This is a genomic window from Streptomyces sp. NPDC107517 (assembly GCF_055582645.1).
Map to the genome: position 1 here is coordinate 210,214 of NZ_JBVJPM010000003.1, position 19,339 is coordinate 229,552.

The following is a 19,339-nucleotide window of genomic DNA, read 5'->3' on the forward strand; positions in this document are numbered from 1 at the left end:
TTACTCACTCTCGAACTCTCGAATCCGAACCGCCCAGGGCCGCCTCGTACAGCCGCAGGTGCTGTTCGGCGCTTCGGGCGATGCTGTAGTGGCGGGCTGCCGGGGACGGGGTGCGGCCGGAGGGCCGGGCCGCCACGATCCGCAGCGTCTGCCGTGCGAACGACTCCGGGTCGCCGGGGACGCGGACGGCCGTGGACTCCAGGTGCGGCGGCAGGTCCTCGACCGCGGGGCAGCTGACGTAGAGGACGGGCAGCCCGGAGGCGAGCGCCTCCACGACGGCGAGGCCGAACGCCTCCTCGTCCGACGGGGAGCCGAGCAGGTCCATCGCGCTCATGAGGGCCGGCAGATCGGGGTCGCCGACGCGGCCCGACGGCGAGGCGTAGGGGCGCTCCCCGGCGAACACGACGCGGCGCACGACGCCCACTTCCTGGGCGAGCCTGCGCAGCCGCTCCTCCTCGGGCCCACTCCCGACGAGCAGAAGCCTGACGTAGTCCGGCAGTTGAGCCAGCGCCCGTACGAGGACGTCGAAGCGCTTGCCGGGGACGAGGCGGCCGACTCCGCCGATGACGAAGTCGTCCCGGTGCAGGCCGAGCAAGTGGCGGGTGGCGTCCCGTAGCGCCGGGTCGTGTGCGAAACGGCCGACGTCGATGCCGTTGGGCACGACGTGGATGCGGTGCCGGGGCACCCCCCATCGCGCGAGGCGCTCGGCCACCGACGGGGAGACGGCCACGGTGGCCCGCCCCACCCGCTCGCCCGCCAGATAGAGCGCGCGGACGCCGGCCGACAGCGGGCGCCCTTCCATCCGGCTCTCCCCCAGCGAGTGCTCGGTGGCGACCACGGCGCGGACCCCGGCGAGGCGCGCGGCGAAGCGGCCGTAGACGCAGGCGCGGTACAGGTGGGTGTGCACGAGGTCGTAGTGGCCCTCGCGCACGAACCTGGTGAGCCGGGGCAGGGCACCCAGGTCGCGATTGCCGGTCATGCCGAGGTGCACGACGCGGACGCCGTCGGCGGTCAGGCCGCGGGCGACGGTGCCCGGGTCGGTCAGGGTCACCACGTCGCTGTGGACGGGCAGATGGCGCAGCAGGAGCCGCAGCTGCTGTTCGGCTCCCCCGGTCCCGAGGCCGGTGATGATGTGGAGGGTTCTCATGTACGGGCCTCCGGCGGGGTGGACGGGCGGCGGCGCAGGCGATGCAGGCGCAGCTTCAGTTCGAGGCGCCAGGCCGCGTCCTGCTGGCCGACGTGGACGCGCGGCAGGGCGAAGTCGCCGGTGAGGTCGCCCGGCGAGATGGCGCAGGCGTAGCGGTATCCGGCGCGGCGGACGGCGTCCGCGGCGCGGCGGTCGACGGTGCCGTACGGGTAGCAGAAACCGGGGACCTCGCCTCCGGTGAGCTCCTCCAGGCGTCTTCGGCTGTCCTCGGTCTCCGCGCGCAGGACGTGGTCGCCGACGCGGGTGAGGTCGACGTGGGTCAGGCCGTGCGAGCCGATCTCGATGCCCGCGGACGCGGCGGTCCGGATGCCGCGTGCGGACAGGAGCGGCTTGCGCGGGCCCAGCGGGTCCCACTCGTTGACGCCGTCGAGGCGGCCGGGCAGGACGAACAGGGTCGCGCCGCAGCCGTAGTGGCGAAGCAGCGGCAGGGCGTTGTCGACGAAGTCGCAGTAGCCGTCGTCGAAGGTGAGCCCCACCAGACCACGGTCCGCGCCGCGCGCGCGGGCCTCCAGGAGCGCCGCCACGCCCACCCCGCGCAGCCCGCGCCTGCGCAGCCATCGGAGCTGTTCGTGGAGGCGCTCGGGGGAGACGGTGACGCGGTACGGGTCGTCGCGGCAGTCGTCCACCGAGTGGTACATCGCGACCCACACCGGCGGCTCGGGGAGCAGCCGGCGGGTACGGTCCGGCCGCGGCCGGGCGCGCGGAACGGCGCTTGTCCCGGTGCGACCTGTGTCATCGGTGCGTCCTGCGTCAACGGGCATGCCGGAGCTTTCTGGTCGCGGAGCGGAAAACGGGAACGAGGGGCGCGAGGGACTCGGCCCTCAGCGCCCACAGGAGGACGACGAACACGGCCGCCACGGCGAGACACCCCGCCCCGCCCGCCGCAAGCGGAGACGTGAAGGAGGACGCCGCCATCAGCCCCGCCACCGTCGCGCCCGCGGCGGCGAGCAGCGGCTTGCCCATCTCGGCCAGGACCTTGGGGACGTCGACGGGGACGCCGCGCCGGCCCATCGCGGCAAGGAGGAGTACGGCGGTGAGGGTGATCCCGAAGGCGTTGGCGCCCGCGATACCCCGTACGCCCCACAGGTCGGCCGCCCGGGCGCCCACACCGGCGGTGGCGGCCATGCCCACGGCCATCGCGCCCACCGGGTACCAGGTGGGGCGGCCCGCCGAGAAGTAGGAGCGGACCAGGGCGCCCACCATGGAGTGGCCGAGAAGACCGAGCGCGTAGACGCGCATGACGGACGCCGTGGCGGCGGTGTCGGCGGCGGTGAACGCGCCGCGCTGGAACAGGACCTGGATGATCTGCGGGGCGCAGGCGAAGACCGCGGCGGCGCCGACGAGGACCACGCAGGCGGCGAGGCCGAGGTCGCGCTCGATGCGGGCGCGGGCCGCCGCGATGTCGCCGCGCGCCACGGCCTGCGCCACCACCGGGAACGTGACGGTGCACAACATCAGGGAGAACGCCATCGGCAGCTGGGCCACCTTCTGGGCGTAGTTCAGGTGCGAGATGGAGCCCGCGGCGAGCGACGACGCGAGAAAGCGCTCGATGAACACCTGCGACTGCTTGCACAGGGCGAAGGCCAGGACGGCGGCGATGAGCCCGAGGCGCATGCCCCGGCCCTTGGCCACGATCTCGCCTCCGGGGTCGTCCCCGACCTCGTTCCCGGTCCCGTCCCCGACCTCGTCCGTGAGCTTCTCGGTGGCTTTCGCGGTGCTCAGCCGCCTCTGAAAAGCGGGCAGTTGGACAGCCACCATCAGGCAGCCGCCGACGGCCACCCCCATCGCGGCGGACCGCACGCCGAAGCGCGTCCCGCACACGAGCATCGTCGCGATGATGCCGGCGTTGTACGCGACGTAGATCGCGGCCGGTGGCAGATAGCAGCCGTGGGCCCGCAGCGCCGCGCTGCAGTATCCGGTCAGGCCGAACGTGAGGGCGCACGTGGCGGTGAACCGGGTGCAGTCGACGGCCAGTCGGGGGTTGGGCAGGCCGGGCGCCAGAGCGTGTACGAGGAACGGCGCACCCGCGATCAGCAGCGCGGTCGCGGCCAGGAACGCGAGGCCGAAGCGGGGCAGTGACGACGAGACGAGGGACCGTACGGGATCGGTGCCTTTGGCCTGCGCGCGGCGGGCGACGGCCGCGCTGAACGCGGGCACGAGCACGAACGCCAGGCCGTCCTCGATGAGGAGCGTGGCGGCGAACTCCGGGACCGTCCACGCGACCAGGAACGCGTCGGTCTCGCTGCCCGCGCCGAAGAGGTGGGCGAGGGACTGGTCGCGGCCGAGACCGAGGATCGACCCGACGGCCGAGAGGACGGCCGTGAGCAGGGCCGCCCGTGCGAGGCGGCGGTTCGACGATCCGGGGGGCCCGGGGGCGGCCGGCTCGGCCGTGAGCTGGGCGGGCAGGCCCGCTGCCGTACGGGTGTCGCCGTCCGCGGCGGGGAGGGTCACCAAGTCGCCGTCTCCTTCGGGAGCGCCCGCGGCGCAAGGCCCCACCAGGCGACGAGGCCGATGACGAGGGCGGTCAGTACGGTCGACGGACCGCCGATGTCGGCGTACACGAAGTCCACGAGCTGCCAGCCGAGCAGGCCGCACGCGACGAGGCCGCAGTCCGCGCCGGGCCGGGTGCGCGCGGCGCGGCCGAGGCGGCGCAGGGCGAGCAGCAGCAGGGCGGTCCAGCCGCCCCCGAGGGCGACCAGGCCGATCAGGCCCTGCTCACTGAGGACGAGCAGATACATGTTGTGCGGGGACAGCAGCGGCTGGCGCTTGAACGCGGCGCCCGCGCCCGCCGTGTCGCTGCCCGAGGAGAGCCCGAGCGAGGCGTGGCTGTCGCGGTGGGCGGGGAACCCCTTGAGACCGACGCCCGTCGCCGGGTGCTCGCTCCACATGTCGACCGCCGCGGCCCACATCGTGTACCGGTCGGTGACGGACTGGTCGGGGGCGTCGGCGACCTGCGTGATGCTGCTCATGCGCTCCTGGAGCAGCTGCGTCCCGACGCCGAAGCCGCCCACCAGGACGACGGCGGCCGCAGCGGTCACGGCGAACAGGCGGACGGCGCGCCGCACCCCGGCGAACAGCACCTGCGCGCCGCAGGCCACGACGGTCGCGATCCACGCACCCCGGCTGAAGGAGAGCGCGAGCGGCAGGAGCAGCGCGAGCGCGCACAGCAGGGCGGGGGTGCACCGGGCGGCGGTACGCGCGCCGAGGGCCAGACCGACGGCGGCCACGAGCCCGTACGACACCACCGTCGCCATTCCCATGACGTCCGTGGGGCCGAAGGTGCCGACGGCGCGGATGTCCTCGCCCATGTACGAGGCGCCGGTCCCGGTCAGGTACTGGTGGATGCCGATGCCGCCCTGCCACAGGGCGAGGCCCACGAACGACCAGGCGAGCAGCCGGAAGTCGCGGCGGTCGCGCACCAGGACGAGGACGGACACGGGGACGAGGACGAAGATCTGGCAGTAGCGGACCATGCCGACGAGCGCGGCCGACGGCGAGCCGGCGCCCGCCGCGGCGACGGCGATCCCGACGACGGGCATCCCGAGGATGATCGCGGCGGCAGGGGTCAGGGGCCGCTCGGCGCGGCGCAGGGTGACGGCCACGCAGACGGCCACGACCAGACCGGAGACCGCGTCGGCGAGACTGCCGCCCCCGGACCCCGCCGAGCCGGGAGTCAGCGGGAGGCCGAGCACGGCGACCATCAGGAGGACGGGGAGCACGGGCGCGTACCGGCCGAGGACGGCGACGAGCGCGGCGGCCGGGGCGGGGCGCACACCGGTGGGACCTGGAGCCGTACGCAGCCCGGCGTCCGCGGGAGAGGCAGTCACGCGGTCAACTCCCCGTGGAGCGTACGAGGGCGGCCACGGTGCGCACCAGGATGCTGATGTCCTGCCACAGCGACCAGCTGTCGATGTACGCGTTGTCGAAGCGGGCGCGGTCCTCGATGGAGGTGTCGCCGCGCAGACCGTGGATCTGGGCGAGACCGGTGATCCCGGTCGGCATGCGGTGCCGCTCGGCGTATCCGGAGTGGGCCTGGCTGAACTGCATGACGAAATAAGGGCGTTCGGGGCGCGGGCCGACGAGGCTCATGTCGCCGCGGAACACGTTCCACAGCTGGAGCAGCTCGTCCAGGGAGGTGCGGCGCAGGAACCGGCAGAACCACGCCATCTGCTTCTCGTCGGCGACGCTCCACCGGGTGGCGGACTCCATCGCGTCGCTCGGGCGGTGCGTGCGGAACTTCAGCAGCGTGAAGGGCTTCCCGTGCTTCCCGACGCGTTCCTGCCGGAAGACGACGCCGGGCCCTTCGGCGAGGCGCAGCCACACGGCGCACACGAGCAGGACCGGGCTGGTCAGAACGAGAAGGGTGCCGGAGACGACGAGGTCGAGCGCGCGCTTGCCGGCGCTGCCACGGCGGCGGGCGGGCGGGCGCGGCCGGTAGCGGAACCCGGCGAGGTGCCGGGCCGCGTCGCCGGCGCGCGCCGGGTGAGGGTCGGCCGACGGGTCGAACTCCCAGACACCGCAGCCGTATTCGCCGAGCACCGCCAGCCAGGCCGCCCGGTCGGGCGCCGCGCCGTCGAGGACGAGCGCCCGCCGCACCCCGTTCTGGACGATCACGCGGCGCAGTTCGTCGGCCGTGCCGAGGACGGGCAGGTCGGGCCCGTCGTGGTCGGGCGGGCGTTCGGGCTCCTTGTCCGCCAGGATGCCGACGGGGCGTACGCCCGAGCGCGGGTGGCGCAGCAGGGCGGTGGCGACCGGCCGGGCGATGGTCTCCGGGCCGATGAGGAGGGTCGGGCAAGGGCGGCGCGCGGCGGCCTCGCGGCGCCGCCAGTAGACGAGGCCGCGGCCCGCGCCCGCGAGGAGGCAGTGCAGGGCGGCGCCCGCCGCGAGCGTGGCGGCGGGCAGCGGGTCGAACTGCGGGAACCCCGCGAGCCCGGCCGCCATGGCGCACCAGATCACCAGGATGCGGCCGCCGATCGCGGGCCAGTCGTCGAGCAGGAGGCGGGGCGCGTCGCCGCGGTAGAGGCCCGCGCGCGCGTTCGCCGCCGCAACCCCGGCGGCCAGCGCGATCACGAGCAGCGGGTGGCGCTGGACCGGCGCGATCACGAGGGTGCTGAGCACGGCGGCCGTACCGTCCGCCGCGAGCAGCGGCGTACGGGAGGGGTGCCGCTCGGCGGCGCGCCTTCCCGCAGGTGACCGGCGGCCGCCCGCCCCGGCGCGTGGCGGGATGACCGAGGCGGTCAGGGTGCTCGGCGCAGTGGCGTGTGGCTGCCCCGCGGGGGAGGCGACGGTACGTTCCGCGGTCACGTGTTGATGGGCTCCCTGCACTCTGTGGGCTCCGCGCCCAGTAGTTCGCGGTACATGTCTGCGACCGCGTCGGCGGTGCGCCGCACGTCGTGGTGCCTGCGCGCGTGCTGCAGGGCGAGGCCGCCGAGCGCGCCGAGCCGGTGGGGGTCGCGCAGCAGACCGGTCAGGGCGCGGGCGAGCGCGGCGGGGTCGTCCGGCGGGACGAGGCAGTCGGACGCGAGGCCGGCGGGCAGGCTCTCGCGGGCACCGTCCACGTCGGTGACGACGACGGGCCGCCCGCAGGCCATGGCCTCCAGGGGCGCGAGCGCCATGCCCTCCCAGCGGGACGGCAGCACCACGAGGTCGGCCTGCCGGTACCAGGGCACCGGGTCGTCGGCGCCCACGAACCGCACGGCGGCGGTGGCCTGCCGGCGCAGCGCCGCCACGTCGGGCCCGTCCCCGACCAGCACGAGCCGAGCGCGCGGGAACCTCTCCTGCACGAGGGGCCAGGCGCGCACCAGGACGTCCTGGCCCTTCTGCCGGCAGATGCGGCCGACGCAGACCACCAGCGGATCGGCGGTGGCCTCGCGCGGTTCGGGCGCGGGCACGAAGCGGGTGAGGTCCACGCCGTTGGGGATGACGTCCCAGCGCGCGGTGATCCCGGCACGCTCGCCCGTCGCGCGTTCCGCCTCGCTGACGCACACGACCCGGGAGGCCCAGCGCGCGCCCCGGCGCTCCCAGGCGAGGGCGATCCGGGCGGTGGCGCCGTCGACCGCCTCGAACGACCAGGCGTGCGGCTGGAACACGGTGGGCACCCGGCCGCGGACGGCGAGGCGCGCGACGAGTCCGGCCTTGGCGCTGTGCGCGTGGACGAGGGTCGGTCGCGCCTGCGCCACGAGCCGGGCCAGGCCGCGTACTTCGCGCGCGATGCCGGGCCCGGGTGAGCGGGTCGCCTCCCAGGGCAGGACGTCACAGCCGATACGGCGCAGCGACCCGGCCAGGGGCCCGTCGGGCGGGCAGGCCACACTGATCCGCATGCCTGCGGAGAGCTGAGCCTCGGTCAGATCACGGACGACGCGGGCCACTCCGCCGTCGACGGGCTGGGTGACGTGGAGGACACGCGGTCGAGGGGGTGCGGCTGTCAGTTGCATGCGCGTTTCCCTTGGTCATGGAGGAGGGAAACGCGCTAGGACCTGGCGTCGACCGCTGCGGAGTACACGCCGGTCCAGGCCGTGTCCCGCCGCGATGTCGTACGGAGGTCGCGACCCGGCCCCCGCTGCCCGATGCCCCGGCCGAGCGCGAAGACGTCCGAGTCGTGGCCGAGTGTGCCGGCGTACGAGGGGACCCTTCGTGACTGCGCGCGTCCCGGTTCACTGCTGCTCGGATCGAGCACGTCGTCGGCCGGGTCGGCCGCGTTCCCGAGCGCGACGGGCCGGGCCCGGTGGACCGTGCGGTCGCGGTCCCGCGCGTCGGCGGGAGAAATGACGCCCACCGCCGTGCGGCGCAGGAACGAGCCGGTGTGATGACGCATGGCCGATTCCCTTTCAGGGACAAGAGCTTCTGAATCACGGAAATGAGAATGCGAAAGTCACATTTGGTGGGAAAGAGTTCTGCGCCCCGCCTCGCCGGGCCGGGAGGTGAGCCACTGTAGCGACAGATGCTCATTTATCCGAGAAACACGACATGTGTGTCGGAATGGTGAAGAAGTGAAGTATCCGCCACACCGTCACTCGATCGGGGGCGCAACCCCGCCCGGGTGGCGCACGTTGATCCACGAGCCGGGCGCTTGCCCCGGTGACGTATCAACCGACCGAGGAGCACTACCCCATGTCGCGTACCGCGAAGGCCCTTGTCTTTTCCACCGTTGCCGCCGCCGCCCTGGCCGGCACCGCCGGCGTCGCCGCCGCCGACAGCGGCGCGCAGGCTGCCGCCGCCCACTCCCCTGGCGTGATCTCGGGCAACGTCGTCCAGGCCCCCATCCACATCCCCGTGAACGTCTGCGGCAACACGGTCAACGTGATCGGCCTGCTGAACCCGACATTCGGCAACCACTGCACCAACCGCTGATCCGGTTCCCCCGGACACTTCCACGGCCGCCCCTTTCGGGGCGGCCGTTCTCGCATGCGTTCCGCCGTATGGGGGGAGGGCGCCGCAGCCCCCGAACGGCCGCCCCACCTGGCACGACACGCCGAGAGGCGAGGGTGGCAGGTCACGGGGTGCCGTCGCCCGGTTGCGCAGAGCGACCACCCATCTCACGGTGGTCACAAGATCGAACACACACCACCGAAAGGGAACACGCATGCCCCATCAGCCCGTACGGCGCATAGCTACCACCGCTCTTTGCGCGACGATCCTCCTCGGCACCGCAGCCCCCGCGATAGCCGCCGAAAGCGACCCGGGAAGCTCCAGCAGCGTCGAAGCACAGCGCGCACCGGTTCCCGGAGCGGATGCGCTGCTGGGCCAGGTCGGCGTGCTCGGCAGCATGAGTTCCGTCATCACGCCTGTCACGGACCTGCTCACCGCGGTCCTCAAGGCCGACGACGGAAAGCTGTCCGCCGAGGCGGCACAGAAGCACGCGGACGCGATCAAGGCGGTCATCGACACCGCCAAGGCCACCGTCCCCGCAACCACCACCACACCGAAGGCGGCCACCCCCGACGACGCCAAGGCGCGCCGGATGGACGTCAAGAGCGACGCCCTGACCGCGCTCCAGACCGCCGTCGACGCGCTGATCAAGGCGTCCACCGCGGGTGACGTCGCGGGCGTGGCCACGGCGGCCACGAACGTCGTCACCGGCCTGGTGAACCTGCTCGCCGCCACGCTGCTCGGCGGCGGCCTGCCCGCGCCGAACCTGCCGGGCCTGCCCAAGCTCCCCGCGCTCCCGGGACTCCCGCTCCCGTCCACGGCGTCCCTCTCGTCCCCCTCCACGCTCCCGCAGACGCCGGCTCTCCCCAAGGCTCCCGCCCTGTTCAACTGACGGGGGCGCGCCCGCGGCACAGCGGACGCCCCCGACAACCCGTCGCGCCGGTCCCGCACCGGCGCGACGGGCTTTTCACGTTCCGGCCGTGCCTGATCGGGCGTCCCGCGCCGACCCTTCATCTCCTCCTAAATCTCATATGAGAACTCCACGGCCCTTCGTTCGAGTGGGTTCGGCGAATCCCCTGACCTCAGAGTTTCCGTATCCGGGGACGCTCGTTGGACATTCCGTCGCTGGTGACAAATCGTCACCCCAAGGAAGGAACATGATGAAGCCCCTGAAGGCCGCCGCCGTCGTCGCCGGATCCATGGTCATCGCCGGTGCAGCCGCACCCGCCTTCGCCTCCGACCTCACGCCGACGAGCCTCAACGGCGCGATCGAGACCCTGAGCCACCAGTCGGTGCTCGACGCCCAGCCTCTGCACACCAACATGCTCGACACGGAGCAGGGCGGTTCGGTCCTCAACACGGTGCAGGACACGGCGGACAACGTGAACGACGCCGGTGCGGGCGCCCCGGCCGGGCTCCTCGGCGGCCTTCCCCTCGGCAAGTAGCGATCTGCGCGGGTGTGTTCCCACCACCCGACGTACAGCCAGGTCCACAAGCTCTGAAAACCCCAATCGAGAAGGTTTTGAAGATGAACACTGCCAAGAAGGCTGCTCTGGTCATGGCCGTCGCCGGTCTCGCTGCGGGCGCCGCTTCGGGCAGCGCCTTCGCCCACGGCGGAGCCGACGCGGAGGGTTCCGCGGCGGGCTCCCCGGGCGTCGGTTCGGGCAACGTCGTCCAGGTGCCGATCGACGTTCCGGTCAACGTCGTCGGGAACACCGTCAATGGCATCGCCGGTCTCAACCCGGCCTTCGGCAACAGCGGCCACAACGGCTGAAGCAGCCCTTCGCGCACCTCTCGCGCGCAGCGGCACCCGGGCCGACAAGAGGCTGGTCCCCCGCGCCGAGCGGGCCCGGACCGGCCTCTCGGCCTGTCCCGGAGGACCCCAATTCTCGTTCGAGTGGGGGCCGTTCCCCCAAGCGGGTGAAAGGTCGCCGGGGCGCCCGGCGACCGTGGCTACGCTGCCGTGGTGACTTCAACGCCGACTGAGAACCGCGCCTTCCGCGCCATCGATCTGGGCACCCTCGCCGTCATCGCGTGGAGCGGCGAACACCCGGACGAGGCAGGGGACATGCCCTTCCTGCTGGCCTACTCCCTGGGGGACGGCGCGGGCGGGCAGGAGGCATCGACCGAAGCGGTACGAGCTCTGCTGGAGAACAACGGCCTGCCGGTCGGCAAGGTCGTGGACGCCACGGAAAATCCCAGGTTCCCCGTCTCGCTGCTCGTCGAGGCCGGCCAGGCCGTCGTCAACATGCCGTACCTCAACGCCCAGTGCGTCGCGCCCCCCGAGTGGCTGGCCGCCGCGGCCGAACGCGGTTACGCGTACTTCGTGTTCACCACGCGCCCCTGGACCTCGGCGGTGCCCGGCAGCCCGGTCGCCGAGGAGGACTTCACCTCGTTCGCGGGCGACGAGGCGACGCTGACCGGCGCGGCCCACTGCCTGCTCCCCGTACGCAAGCTGCGCGTCTGACGAGAGGGAAGTGGCCCATGGGAACCACGAACACCGAGGGACGCCCGGCCCGGATGCCGCGGCAGTCCGGTCCGGCTCGGCACGGTGAGGCGATCGTCGAGGCTTCGCGTTCCGCTCCGGAGTCCCGTCCCCTGGGTTTCGCGCTGCTTCTGGTGATCACCGGTGCGGCGGGGCTGCTCGCGGCGTGGGTCATCACGATCGACAAGTTCAAGCTGCTCGAGGACCCGAACTTCACGCCGGGCTGCAGTCTGAACCCGGTCGTGTCGTGCGGGAACATCATGAAGAGCGAGCAGGCGTCGGCGTTCGGGTTCCCGAATCCGATGCTGGGGCTCGCGGCCTACGCGGTCGTGATCTGTGTGGGGATGAGCCTGCTGGGGCGGGCGCGGTTCCCGCGCTGGTACTGGCTGACGTTCAACGCGGGCACGCTGTTCGGGGTCGGGTTCTGCACGTGGCTGCAGTTCCAGTCGCTGTACCGGATCAACTCGCTGTGTCTGTGGTGCTCGTTGGCGTGGGCCGCCACGATCGTCATGTTCTGGTACGTGACGTCGTTCAACGTGCGCCACGGGTTCCTGCCCGCGCCGTCGTGGCTGCGGTCGTTCTTCGGCGAGTTCACGTGGGTCCTTCCCGTGCTGCACGTCGGGATCATCGGGATGCTGATCCTGACGCGCTGGTGGGACTTCTGGACCAGCTGAGCCGTACATAGGCCGATTGCGCCGAGCGAGGGAACTTTGTACTGCTGCCGCCCGCCGGGTCGTTACTCCCTTCGCGGTGACAGGTACCGCGAAGCCCGAAAGGATCCGTGTCCGACATGAAGTCAACTGCCCGAAGGACGCTCGCCGTACTGGCCGGCTGCCTCGCCGCCGCGGGCGCGGGCGCCGCTCCCGCCGCCGCGGGCGAGCAGGTACCCGTAGCCGTTCCCCTGACCGGTGTGGAGAACGCGCTGCACGTGAAGGCGCCCGAGCTGTCGACCGGGGTGCCGATCCCGCTGCCGGGCGGACCCGACGCCCCGCGGTTCGTGACCGGTCGGATGCTTCCCGAGCCGCTGCTGCCGTCGGTTCCGCTCAGCAGCGAGTTGCCCGCAACGCGTCTCGAGGCGCCGCTGTCCCAGGTGACGGGGGACCACAAGGTCGATCACGCGGGCCTGGCCACCGCGGGGTCCGACGTGCGGACGGCCACACCCGGAGCGTCGGTCAACCCGCCGCTCACCAGCCCGCCGGCCGACCGCTTCGGGCTCCCGAAGGCGGCGCTTCCCGAGGCCGCGGTCGTTACGCCGCTGCTGATGACGGAGCCGGGAGCCGCGCTCGACATCGCGTGAATGCACGCAGTCCGGAAGAGGAGACGCCAGTGGAAGCCGGTACCCCGCATGTCGGTCGCCGGGAGGGCGTGACGCGCCGGACCGCGGTGCGGCGGCTGATCGGGGTCGCGCTCGCCGCCGCCGTGGTGCCGGCCGCCGCCCTCGTCGGCCGGGCCTTCCGCGAGCCGCACGACGATCCGCGGGACGCGTCCGGCACGGACTTCGAGGAGACCTACCGCGGCCGCCACATCCGCGGAACGCGCGGACAGGGCTCGATGACGCGCGCCCACCTCGGGCAGGAGCCGGGGCAGCGGTCCGGGCGCTGGGACGTCACGGTCGACGGCCGGCCGCTGCATCTGATGCGCCGTGCCGACGGCAGTTATCTGAGCATGGTCGACCACTACCAGTCGTATCCCACCCCCCTGGACGCGGCGAGGGGGGCCGTGGACGAGCTCGGTCACCAGATACTGCGCCGGCCGGCGCTCTGAGCGCCGCGGCACAGCCGAAGTCGAAGGAGCAGTACGTCGTTGGTCTACACGCGGCAGAACCAGAGCGCGCTCACGGCGGCGCAGAAGAAGCGGTTCGTGTCCGCGCTGCTCGCGATCAAACGCAGCGGGCGGTACGACGAATTCGTGCGCCAGCACGTGGAGTTCTACGTCGGTGACGGGGACGGCGGGCAGCGCGTCGCGCACATGGCGCCGACCTTCCTGCCCTGGCACCGGCAGTTCCTCCTGGAGTTCGAAGGCGCCCTTCAGCGCGTGGACCCCGGAGTCTCGGTCCCCTACTGGGACTGGACGGTGGACCGCTCCCCCACGTCGTCGCTGTGGGGCGAGCGCTTCCTCGGCGGGAACGGCCGCCGCTCCGACCGGCGGGTGACGACGGGGCCTTTCGCCTACTCGAGCGGGCACTGGCCCATCACGGAGGGCGTGACGGAGGGCGAGTACCTGACCCGGGACTTCGGCCGCCCGCACGATCCGATCGAGCTGCCCACCAAGGACGAACTGGCCTGGGCCATGAAGGATGCGCTGTACGACTCGGCCCCGTGGAACTCGACGTCCTCACACGGGTTCCGCAACAAGGTCGAGGGCTGGACCTCGGGGGTGGGCAACGGCAAGTTCCGTAACCACAACCGGGTGCACCGGTGGGTCGGCGGGCACATGCTCGGCGCGGACGCCGTGAACGACCCGGTCTTCTGGCTCAACCACGCGTTCGTTGATCTGCTGTGGTCGCGCTGGCACCGGAAATACCCCGACTCGGCGCCTTATTTGCCGGCCGGAGGGACGGCTGAGAAGGGGCGTGTCGTGACTCTTGACGAGCCGATGCCGCCCTGGAATGTGAAGCCGAGTTCCATGATCGAGCACGCGCATTTGTATCGGTACGCATAATCCGCGTCGCTCATGAAAAAAGGCCCCCGCGCATCCGCGCCGGGGGCCTTGGTCGGGGTGTCAGCCGCCGTAGCCGCTGTCGCCGCCCTCGTCGTAGCCCCCGTCGTGGCCCCCGTCGTGGCCCTCGTCGTTGGCGCAGGCGTTGCCGAAGGCCGGGTTCAGCAGGCCGATGATGTCGACGGTGTTGCCGCAAAGGTTGACGGGGACGTGGACCGGGACCTGGGCGGCGTTGCCCGAGATGACTCCGGCCGAATCGGCGGCCTCGCCCTGGGCGCCGGCGTCGGCCATGGCCAGGCCGGCACCGCTGAACACCACGGCGCCGGTGCCGAGCGCGACAGCGGCGGCCTTCGCGATGCGAGACATCACGTTCTCCTTTTTGCTGGACAGGTACGGCCGCGAGATCGCGTCCGCATACCAGTTCAACGGACTCACCCCGCCCAGGTAACGGCCTTTAACGACATCCATCCGACGGACCCCTATTTATGGGGATTCCGGAGTAATGGTGCGGCCGATTTCTGTTGCACACGGCTGCCTGTGCCGTAATTTGTCGGTAATTCGGGGCGCGAATTATTGCGGAGCGGAGGGCACGAATGGCGGCAAGCAAGGCGCGAGACCGGTCGCTGAACCCGGCCTCCTCGCGCGCGTGGCCCGTCACCTGGCCGTCTTCACCGTCCAGGTGACGCTGTTGGACGCCGCCCGGATCGCCGCCGGGTCCCTCAGCGACGCGCTGTTGTCGTCCGCGGTCGCGGTGATGGTGTGCGTGCCCTTGCCCGCGCCGAGCTCCTTGCCGGTGACGGTGCGCTCGGCGGCGGCGCGGCGCACCTCGACCCCGTCGACGTACCAGTGCACGCGCACGTCGGACAGGCCCTTGGCGAGCGGCGCCAGGTCCACGCGGATGTGGTCCTGGGGGCGCAGGGTGCGGGTGGTGGGGGTGCGGGCGGTGAGGACGTCGGCGTCGCGGTAGAAGCCGGCGATCATCGCCTCGCGGCCGACGAGGTTGAACTGCTCGGTGTCCAGGGCACGCATGATCGAGTTCTGGGTGGGGCGGTAGATCCCGTACTCGTAGTAGCCGCCGCCCTCGTACGTGCCCACGGTCCCGCCCGCCGGGTCGCTCTCGCCGAGCCAGCGGTACCACTTGGCCTGGGCGCCGGACATGCCGTCCGCCGTCAGGACGCTGGTGTTGGGCTCGACGGGCTCCGTGCCGGGGTACCTGCCGTAGCCGTCGTACTGGTACTCGTCGGCCAGCAGGCCTATGGAGTGGCCCAGTTCGTGGGCGCCGATCAGGTACGAGCGGTCGTTGTCGGAGGACATCGTGGCGATGCCGGTGTGCCCGGCGGTCGACTGGATGCCGCTGTAACCGGCGCCGCCGTACTTCGTGGCGTTCGAGACGACGAAGACGATGTCGGAGTCCGGGGCCCGCTGTGCGTACGAGTCGACCTTCTTCTCGTCGATGCACAGCAGCCGCTCGACGTCGTCGCAGAAGAAGTAACTACTGAGCGCGGTGTCCTTGACGACGTCCTGGGTGGGGTCCCCGGAGACACCTGATTCGTTCGAGACCGTGTTGACGAGCCAGAAGTTGAAGAGGCCCTTGTAGCTCTTGTACGGCTCGATCGCGAAGATCGAATCGAGCTTGGAGTCGGCGTCCTGCCTGAAGTCCTCCTGCTGGTCCGCCGTGTAGCCGTCGCCCATGATCACGAGGTCGAGGCGGCCCTCGGAGGGGCCCGTCCTCTGCAGCGGGGTGACCTCGCCGTCCGGCTCGGACGTCGCGGGCGCGCCCTTCTCCCCGCGGATCTTCGCCGGCACGGCGGCGGGGACCCGGACGTGCCGGCCCTCTCCGTGGGAGTCGGCGAAGTACTCGACCGTACGGGTCCCCGCGTCGCGCCCTCCCGCGGCTTCGGCGGCGTCGGCGCGACCGGCGAGGCCCGCACCACCGAGGGCGGCGGCCGCGAGAACGCCGGCCAGGAGCGCGGCGGGCAGGGGACGGCGCGGGGACTTGGGTATCGGCACGAGGACCTCGGGTACTCAAGTAGGAGACATAAGTGCTGGGTTAATCAGACTTAATCGGTCGATCAACCTAGGGGGTGGCGTGACCGCTGACAAGGGGTGAGACTCAAGTGCTCCGCAGCGAAGGACAGTTGCGGACGCGGAACCACGGAGCGGGACAGGAAGGGCGGCGCGCCCCACGATGACGCACGACAACACCCCGGAGGCGGGGGGCCCCGGCTCTATACCGGACGGGGAACCCGGCCTCGTACCGGACGCCGAACCTGCCGACGAAACCATCGGCCGCCGCGTCCTCCGTCTGCGTACGGAACGCGGGTTGACTCAGCGTCAGGTCGCCGAGCCCGTCTATACGCCCGCCTACATCTCCACCCTGGAAGCGGGCCGTGTCCGCCCCTCCGAGGCCGCCCTGCGGCACGTCGCCGAGCGCCTCGGCGTGACCTACGAGGAGCTCACGACGGGGCAGCCCGCCCACCTCGCCACCCGGCTGCGCCTGCGGCTCACCGAGGCCCAGCGCGGGCTCGCCACGGGCGCCGCCGAGGAGGCCGCCGTCCTCTACGAGGAGCTGCGCGCCGAGGCGGGGCGGCACGGCCTCACCGCCGAACAGGCGGCCGCCGAACTCGGCCTCGGCGAGTGCGCCCTGGAGACCGGCGAACTCCCCGACGCCCACCGGCACTTCGAGGCCTCCGAGGCACTGCTCGTCGCAGCAGGCGCACCACTGCCCCAGCGCGCCCCCGTCGTGCGCGCGCGTGCCCTCGCGCACTACCTCTGCGGAGAGCTGCGGTACGCGTGCTACCTCCTGGAGTCCGCGCTCGACGAGCTGAACACCAGCGGCCTGCACGACCCGGACGCCCTGCTCCTGCTCTACACCGCGACCATCGCCCCGTACATGGACATGGGCGCCCACGCGCGCGCCGCGCAGGCCGCCGAGCTGGCGCTGTCACTGGCCCCGCAGGCCGGGGACCCCGTACTCGTCGCCAAGATGCACCGCTCGGTGGCCCGTACGCTCCTCGCCGAGGGGCGCGCCGCGGAGGCCGACGCCTCCCTGAGCAAGGCCGCCGAGCTGTACCAGCGGCTCCAGATCCGCACCGAACTCGCGCACTGCCACTGGATGCGCGGCTATGTGCACGCTCAGGACGGACGGCTCGCCGACGCGGAACGGGAGTTGAGAATCGCGCGCGACATGCTGTCGGCCAAGCGGGCGGTGCTCTACACGACGCAGGTCGAGGTGGAGCTGGCCGACGTGCTGCGCCGCAGGGGCAGCAGCGACGAGGCCGCCGCGCTGCTGCGGGCCCTGCTCGGCGACCTGAATCCGGAGCGCGGCGCCGTCCACGCGGCGGGCGCGCACCGGCTGCTCGGCATCATCGCGGAGGAGTCGGGGGCCGCGGGCGACCCGGAGGACACCGCGGCGACCGAGGCCGCGGAAGAGCACTACGTCACCGCGCTGAGCCTGCTCGAGCGCGCGGGCGCGGCGGGCGACCTGGCCGACCTGTGCCGCCTGCTCGGCGACCTCTACCGCCGCACGGGGCGTATCGACGCCGCCCTCGACACGTACCGCACGGGCCTCGGGCACCGCGCCGCGCCCGGCACCACCACCCTCGGCCCGGCCCCCGCCGAGCCGCCCGTGTGACCGGGAAGTCATCCACAGGCAGGAGTTGTCCACAGGCTGGGGTTGTCCACAGGCTGGGGAACCTCGCCAGCGGATTGTCGGCCGGTGGGGGCACTATGGGGCCATGACTGAGAGCAACGGGACCCCTCGGGGGGCGGGCGGCGGATCCATGCCGGACTGGGAGAAGCGCTTCCGTGCGCCGCGGGTGTCCCTGCCCGACTGGGCGGAGGACGCGCCGGACCGCTCCCTGTTCGTGTCGAACGCGACGGGGACGTACGAGCTGTACGCGTGGGACCGGGCGACCGGCGAGCAGCGCAGAGCGACGGACCGGCCGAACGGGACGACGGACGGCGTCCTGTCCCCCGACGGCGAGTGGATCTGGTGGTTCAGCGACAAGGACGGCGACGAGTTCGGGGTGTGGCTGCGCCAGCCCTTCGGCGGGGGCGACGACGTCCCCGCGGTGGACGGGCTCGAAGCCTCGTACCCGGCGGGCCTGGCCATCGGGAGGGACGGTTCGACGGCGGTCGTGGGCCGCTCCACGGACGAGGACGGCACGACGATCCATGTCGTCCGCGACGGCGGCGCGCCCCGCGAGATCTACCGGCATCGCGAATCGGCCGGCGTCGGTGACCTCTCGCACGACGGCACCCTCATCGCCATCGAGCACACGGAGCACGGGGACGCCATGCACGCGGCGCTGCGTGTGGTGCGGCCCGACGGGACGACGGTCGCCGAGCTCGACGACACCAAGGGCGGCACGCAGGAGCTGGGCCTGGAGGTCCTCGGCTTCGCTCCGGTCGACGGGGACAACCGGCTCCTCGTCGGGCATCAGCGGCGCGGACGCTGGGAGCCGATGGTGTGGGACGTGGCGTCGGGCGAGGAGACCGATCTCGCCCTCGACCTGCCCGGTGACATCTCCGCCGAGTGGTATCCGGACGGCTCCGCCCTCCTGGTCGCGCACAGCTTCGAGGCCCGCAGCGACCTGTGGCGGTACGAGTTCGGCTCGGGCGCGCTGACCCGCGTCGAGACGCCGCCGGGCACGGTGTCAGGGGCGACGCCGCGGCCCGACGGCAGCGTCGAGTATCTGTGGTCCTCGGCGGCCGAGCCGTCGGTCGTCCGGTCCACGTCGGGCGGCGTGGTCCTCGATCCGCCCGGGCTCAAGGCGCCGGCGTCGGTGCCGGTGGAGGACGTCTGGGTCGAGGGGCCCGGCGGCCGCATCCACGCCCTCGTACAGAAGCCGGCGGGGACGACGGGGCCGCTGCCCACCGTGTTCGAGGTGCACGGGGGGCCGACGTGGCACGACAGCGACTCGTTCGCGGCCGGACCCGCGGCCTGGGTGGACCACGGGTACGCGGTGGTCCGGGTCAACTACCGGGGCTCGACCGGATACGGGCGCGAGTGGACGGACGCGCTCAAGCACCGCGTCGGCCTCATCGAGCTGGAGGACGTCGCGGCGGTCCGCGAGTGGGCCGTGTCGTCCGGGCTCGCCGATCCGGACCGGCTCGTCCTCGCGGGCGGCTCGTGGGGCGGTTACCTCACGCTCCTCGGCGTCGGCACCCAGCCGGACGTCTGGGCGGTGGGCCTCGCGGCCGTGCCCGTCGCGGACTACGTCACGGCGTACCACGACGAGATGGAGGCCCTCAAGGCGCTGGACCGCACGCTGTTCGGCGGCACCCCGGAAGAGGTCCCCGACCGCTTCACCGCCTCGTCCCCGCTGACGTACGTGGACGAGGTGAAGGCCCCGGTCTACGTCTCGGCAGGGGTCAACGACCCGCGGTGCCCGATCCGCCAGATCGAGAACTATGTGGACCGGCTCGCGGCACGCGGCGCGACGCACGAGGTGTACCGGTACGAAGCGGGGCACGGTTCGCTCGTCGTGGAGGAGCGGATCAAGCAGGTACGGCTGGAGCTGGACTTCGCGGCGCGGCATCTGCCCTGACGGCGACGCTCTCGCGCGGGGCGGGCAGCGGGACGCGAGGCCACGGGTCCCGGGGCGGGGGGACGGTCC

The 19,339-nt window shown here is 72.5% G+C and carries 20 protein-coding genes; 11 read left to right on the plus strand and 9 right to left on the minus strand.

Annotation, left to right across the window (positions count from 1 at the left end; all coding sequences use genetic code 11):
• Nucleotides 1–4: 4 nt before the first annotated feature.
• From ACZ67T_RS08745 to ACZ67T_RS08775, 7 genes are all read right to left on the minus strand, one after another.
• Nucleotides 5–1,147: a glycosyltransferase gene (locus tag ACZ67T_RS08745; protein ID WP_469982566.1), complete on the minus strand. Its 1,143-nt coding sequence runs from the start codon at nucleotides 1,145–1,147 to the stop codon at nucleotides 5–7.
• The gene (locus ACZ67T_RS08750) at nucleotides 1,144–1,845 is read right to left on the minus strand and encodes a polysaccharide deacetylase family protein (RefSeq protein ID WP_469983078.1); all 702 of its coding nucleotides are present in this window, start codon (nucleotides 1,843–1,845) and stop codon (nucleotides 1,144–1,146) included. Before ACZ67T_RS08750 ends, ACZ67T_RS08745 begins: the two co-directional genes overlap by 4 nt.
• 112 nt (nucleotides 1,846–1,957) lie before the next feature.
• Entirely contained in the window at nucleotides 1,958–3,658 is a 1,701-nt protein-coding gene (gene murJ, locus ACZ67T_RS08755; RefSeq protein WP_469983080.1) for a murein biosynthesis integral membrane protein MurJ, read from the minus strand.
• Nucleotides 3,655–4,908: an O-antigen ligase family protein gene (locus ACZ67T_RS08760; RefSeq protein WP_469983081.1), complete on the minus strand. Its 1,254-nt coding sequence runs from the start codon at nucleotides 4,906–4,908 to the stop codon at nucleotides 3,655–3,657. The genes murJ and ACZ67T_RS08760 overlap by 4 nt, the downstream gene beginning before the upstream one ends.
• 130 nt (nucleotides 4,909–5,038) lie before the next feature.
• Nucleotides 5,039–6,511, minus strand: coding sequence for an exopolysaccharide biosynthesis polyprenyl glycosylphosphotransferase (locus ACZ67T_RS08765; protein ID WP_469982568.1), 1,473 nt, complete (start codon nucleotides 6,509–6,511; stop codon nucleotides 5,039–5,041).
• Nucleotides 6,508–7,641, minus strand: coding sequence for a glycosyltransferase (locus ACZ67T_RS08770; protein ID WP_469982570.1), 1,134 nt, complete (start codon nucleotides 7,639–7,641; stop codon nucleotides 6,508–6,510). The genes ACZ67T_RS08765 and ACZ67T_RS08770 overlap by 4 nt, the downstream gene beginning before the upstream one ends.
• A gap of 35 nt (nucleotides 7,642–7,676) precedes the next feature.
• The gene (locus ACZ67T_RS08775; RefSeq protein ID WP_469982571.1) at nucleotides 7,677–8,021 is read right to left on the minus strand and encodes a hypothetical protein; all 345 of its coding nucleotides are present in this window, start codon (nucleotides 8,019–8,021) and stop codon (nucleotides 7,677–7,679) included.
• A gap of 296 nt (nucleotides 8,022–8,317) precedes the next feature.
• Here ACZ67T_RS08775 and ACZ67T_RS08780 point away from each other — a divergent pair, with 296 nt between their 5' ends.
• From ACZ67T_RS08780 to ACZ67T_RS08820, 9 genes are all read left to right on the plus strand, one after another.
• Nucleotides 8,318–8,557 carry a chaplin gene (locus tag ACZ67T_RS08780; RefSeq protein ID WP_469982573.1) on the plus strand — a complete coding sequence of 80 codons (240 nt, stop codon included), beginning with the start codon at nucleotides 8,318–8,320 and terminating at the stop codon, nucleotides 8,555–8,557.
• A gap of 232 nt (nucleotides 8,558–8,789) precedes the next feature.
• Complete coding sequence (locus tag ACZ67T_RS08785) at nucleotides 8,790–9,467, plus strand: hypothetical protein (RefSeq protein WP_469982575.1); 678 nt, start codon at nucleotides 8,790–8,792, stop codon at nucleotides 9,465–9,467.
• Nucleotides 9,468–9,735: 268 nt separating this feature from the next.
• Complete coding sequence (locus ACZ67T_RS08790) at nucleotides 9,736–10,020, plus strand: hypothetical protein (RefSeq protein WP_362901478.1); 285 nt, start codon at nucleotides 9,736–9,738, stop codon at nucleotides 10,018–10,020.
• 83 nt (nucleotides 10,021–10,103) lie between these two features.
• The gene (locus ACZ67T_RS08795; protein WP_469982577.1) at nucleotides 10,104–10,349 is read left to right on the plus strand and encodes a chaplin; all 246 of its coding nucleotides are present in this window, start codon (nucleotides 10,104–10,106) and stop codon (nucleotides 10,347–10,349) included.
• A 192-nt stretch (nucleotides 10,350–10,541) separates the two neighbouring features.
• Complete coding sequence (locus ACZ67T_RS08800) at nucleotides 10,542–11,042, plus strand: DUF5949 family protein (RefSeq protein WP_469982578.1); 501 nt, start codon at nucleotides 10,542–10,544, stop codon at nucleotides 11,040–11,042.
• A gap of 53 nt (nucleotides 11,043–11,095) precedes the next feature.
• Nucleotides 11,096–11,734 carry a vitamin K epoxide reductase family protein gene (locus tag ACZ67T_RS08805; RefSeq protein WP_469983083.1) on the plus strand — a complete coding sequence of 213 codons (639 nt, stop codon included), beginning with the start codon at nucleotides 11,096–11,098 and terminating at the stop codon, nucleotides 11,732–11,734.
• Nucleotides 11,735–11,850: 116 nt separating this feature from the next.
• The gene (locus ACZ67T_RS08810; protein ID WP_469982579.1) at nucleotides 11,851–12,357 is read left to right on the plus strand and encodes a hypothetical protein; all 507 of its coding nucleotides are present in this window, start codon (nucleotides 11,851–11,853) and stop codon (nucleotides 12,355–12,357) included.
• A gap of 68 nt (nucleotides 12,358–12,425) precedes the next feature.
• Nucleotides 12,426–12,824, plus strand: coding sequence for a tyrosinase family oxidase copper chaperone (locus ACZ67T_RS08815; RefSeq protein WP_469982580.1), 399 nt, complete (start codon nucleotides 12,426–12,428; stop codon nucleotides 12,822–12,824).
• A 39-nt stretch (nucleotides 12,825–12,863) separates the two neighbouring features.
• Nucleotides 12,864–13,721: a tyrosinase family protein gene (locus tag ACZ67T_RS08820; RefSeq protein WP_469982582.1), complete on the plus strand. Its 858-nt coding sequence runs from the start codon at nucleotides 12,864–12,866 to the stop codon at nucleotides 13,719–13,721.
• A gap of 60 nt (nucleotides 13,722–13,781) precedes the next feature.
• Here ACZ67T_RS08820 and ACZ67T_RS08825 read toward each other — a convergent pair whose 3' ends face one another.
• Nucleotides 13,782–14,084: a chaplin gene (locus ACZ67T_RS08825; RefSeq protein WP_469982584.1), complete on the minus strand. Its 303-nt coding sequence runs from the start codon at nucleotides 14,082–14,084 to the stop codon at nucleotides 13,782–13,784.
• Between the two features lie 288 nt (nucleotides 14,085–14,372).
• Complete coding sequence (locus tag ACZ67T_RS08830; RefSeq protein ID WP_469982585.1) at nucleotides 14,373–15,728, minus strand: M64 family metallopeptidase; 1,356 nt, start codon at nucleotides 15,726–15,728, stop codon at nucleotides 14,373–14,375.
• 178 nt (nucleotides 15,729–15,906) lie between these two features.
• Between ACZ67T_RS08830 and ACZ67T_RS08835 the strand changes: the two genes are divergently transcribed.
• Nucleotides 15,907–17,352: a helix-turn-helix domain-containing protein gene (locus ACZ67T_RS08835; RefSeq protein ID WP_469982587.1), complete on the plus strand. Its 1,446-nt coding sequence runs from the start codon at nucleotides 15,907–15,909 to the stop codon at nucleotides 17,350–17,352.
• A 103-nt stretch (nucleotides 17,353–17,455) separates the two neighbouring features.
• Entirely contained in the window at nucleotides 17,456–19,270 is a 1,815-nt protein-coding gene (locus ACZ67T_RS08840) for a S9 family peptidase (protein ID WP_469982589.1), read from the plus strand.
• Nucleotides 19,271–19,339 lie beyond the last annotated feature (69 nt).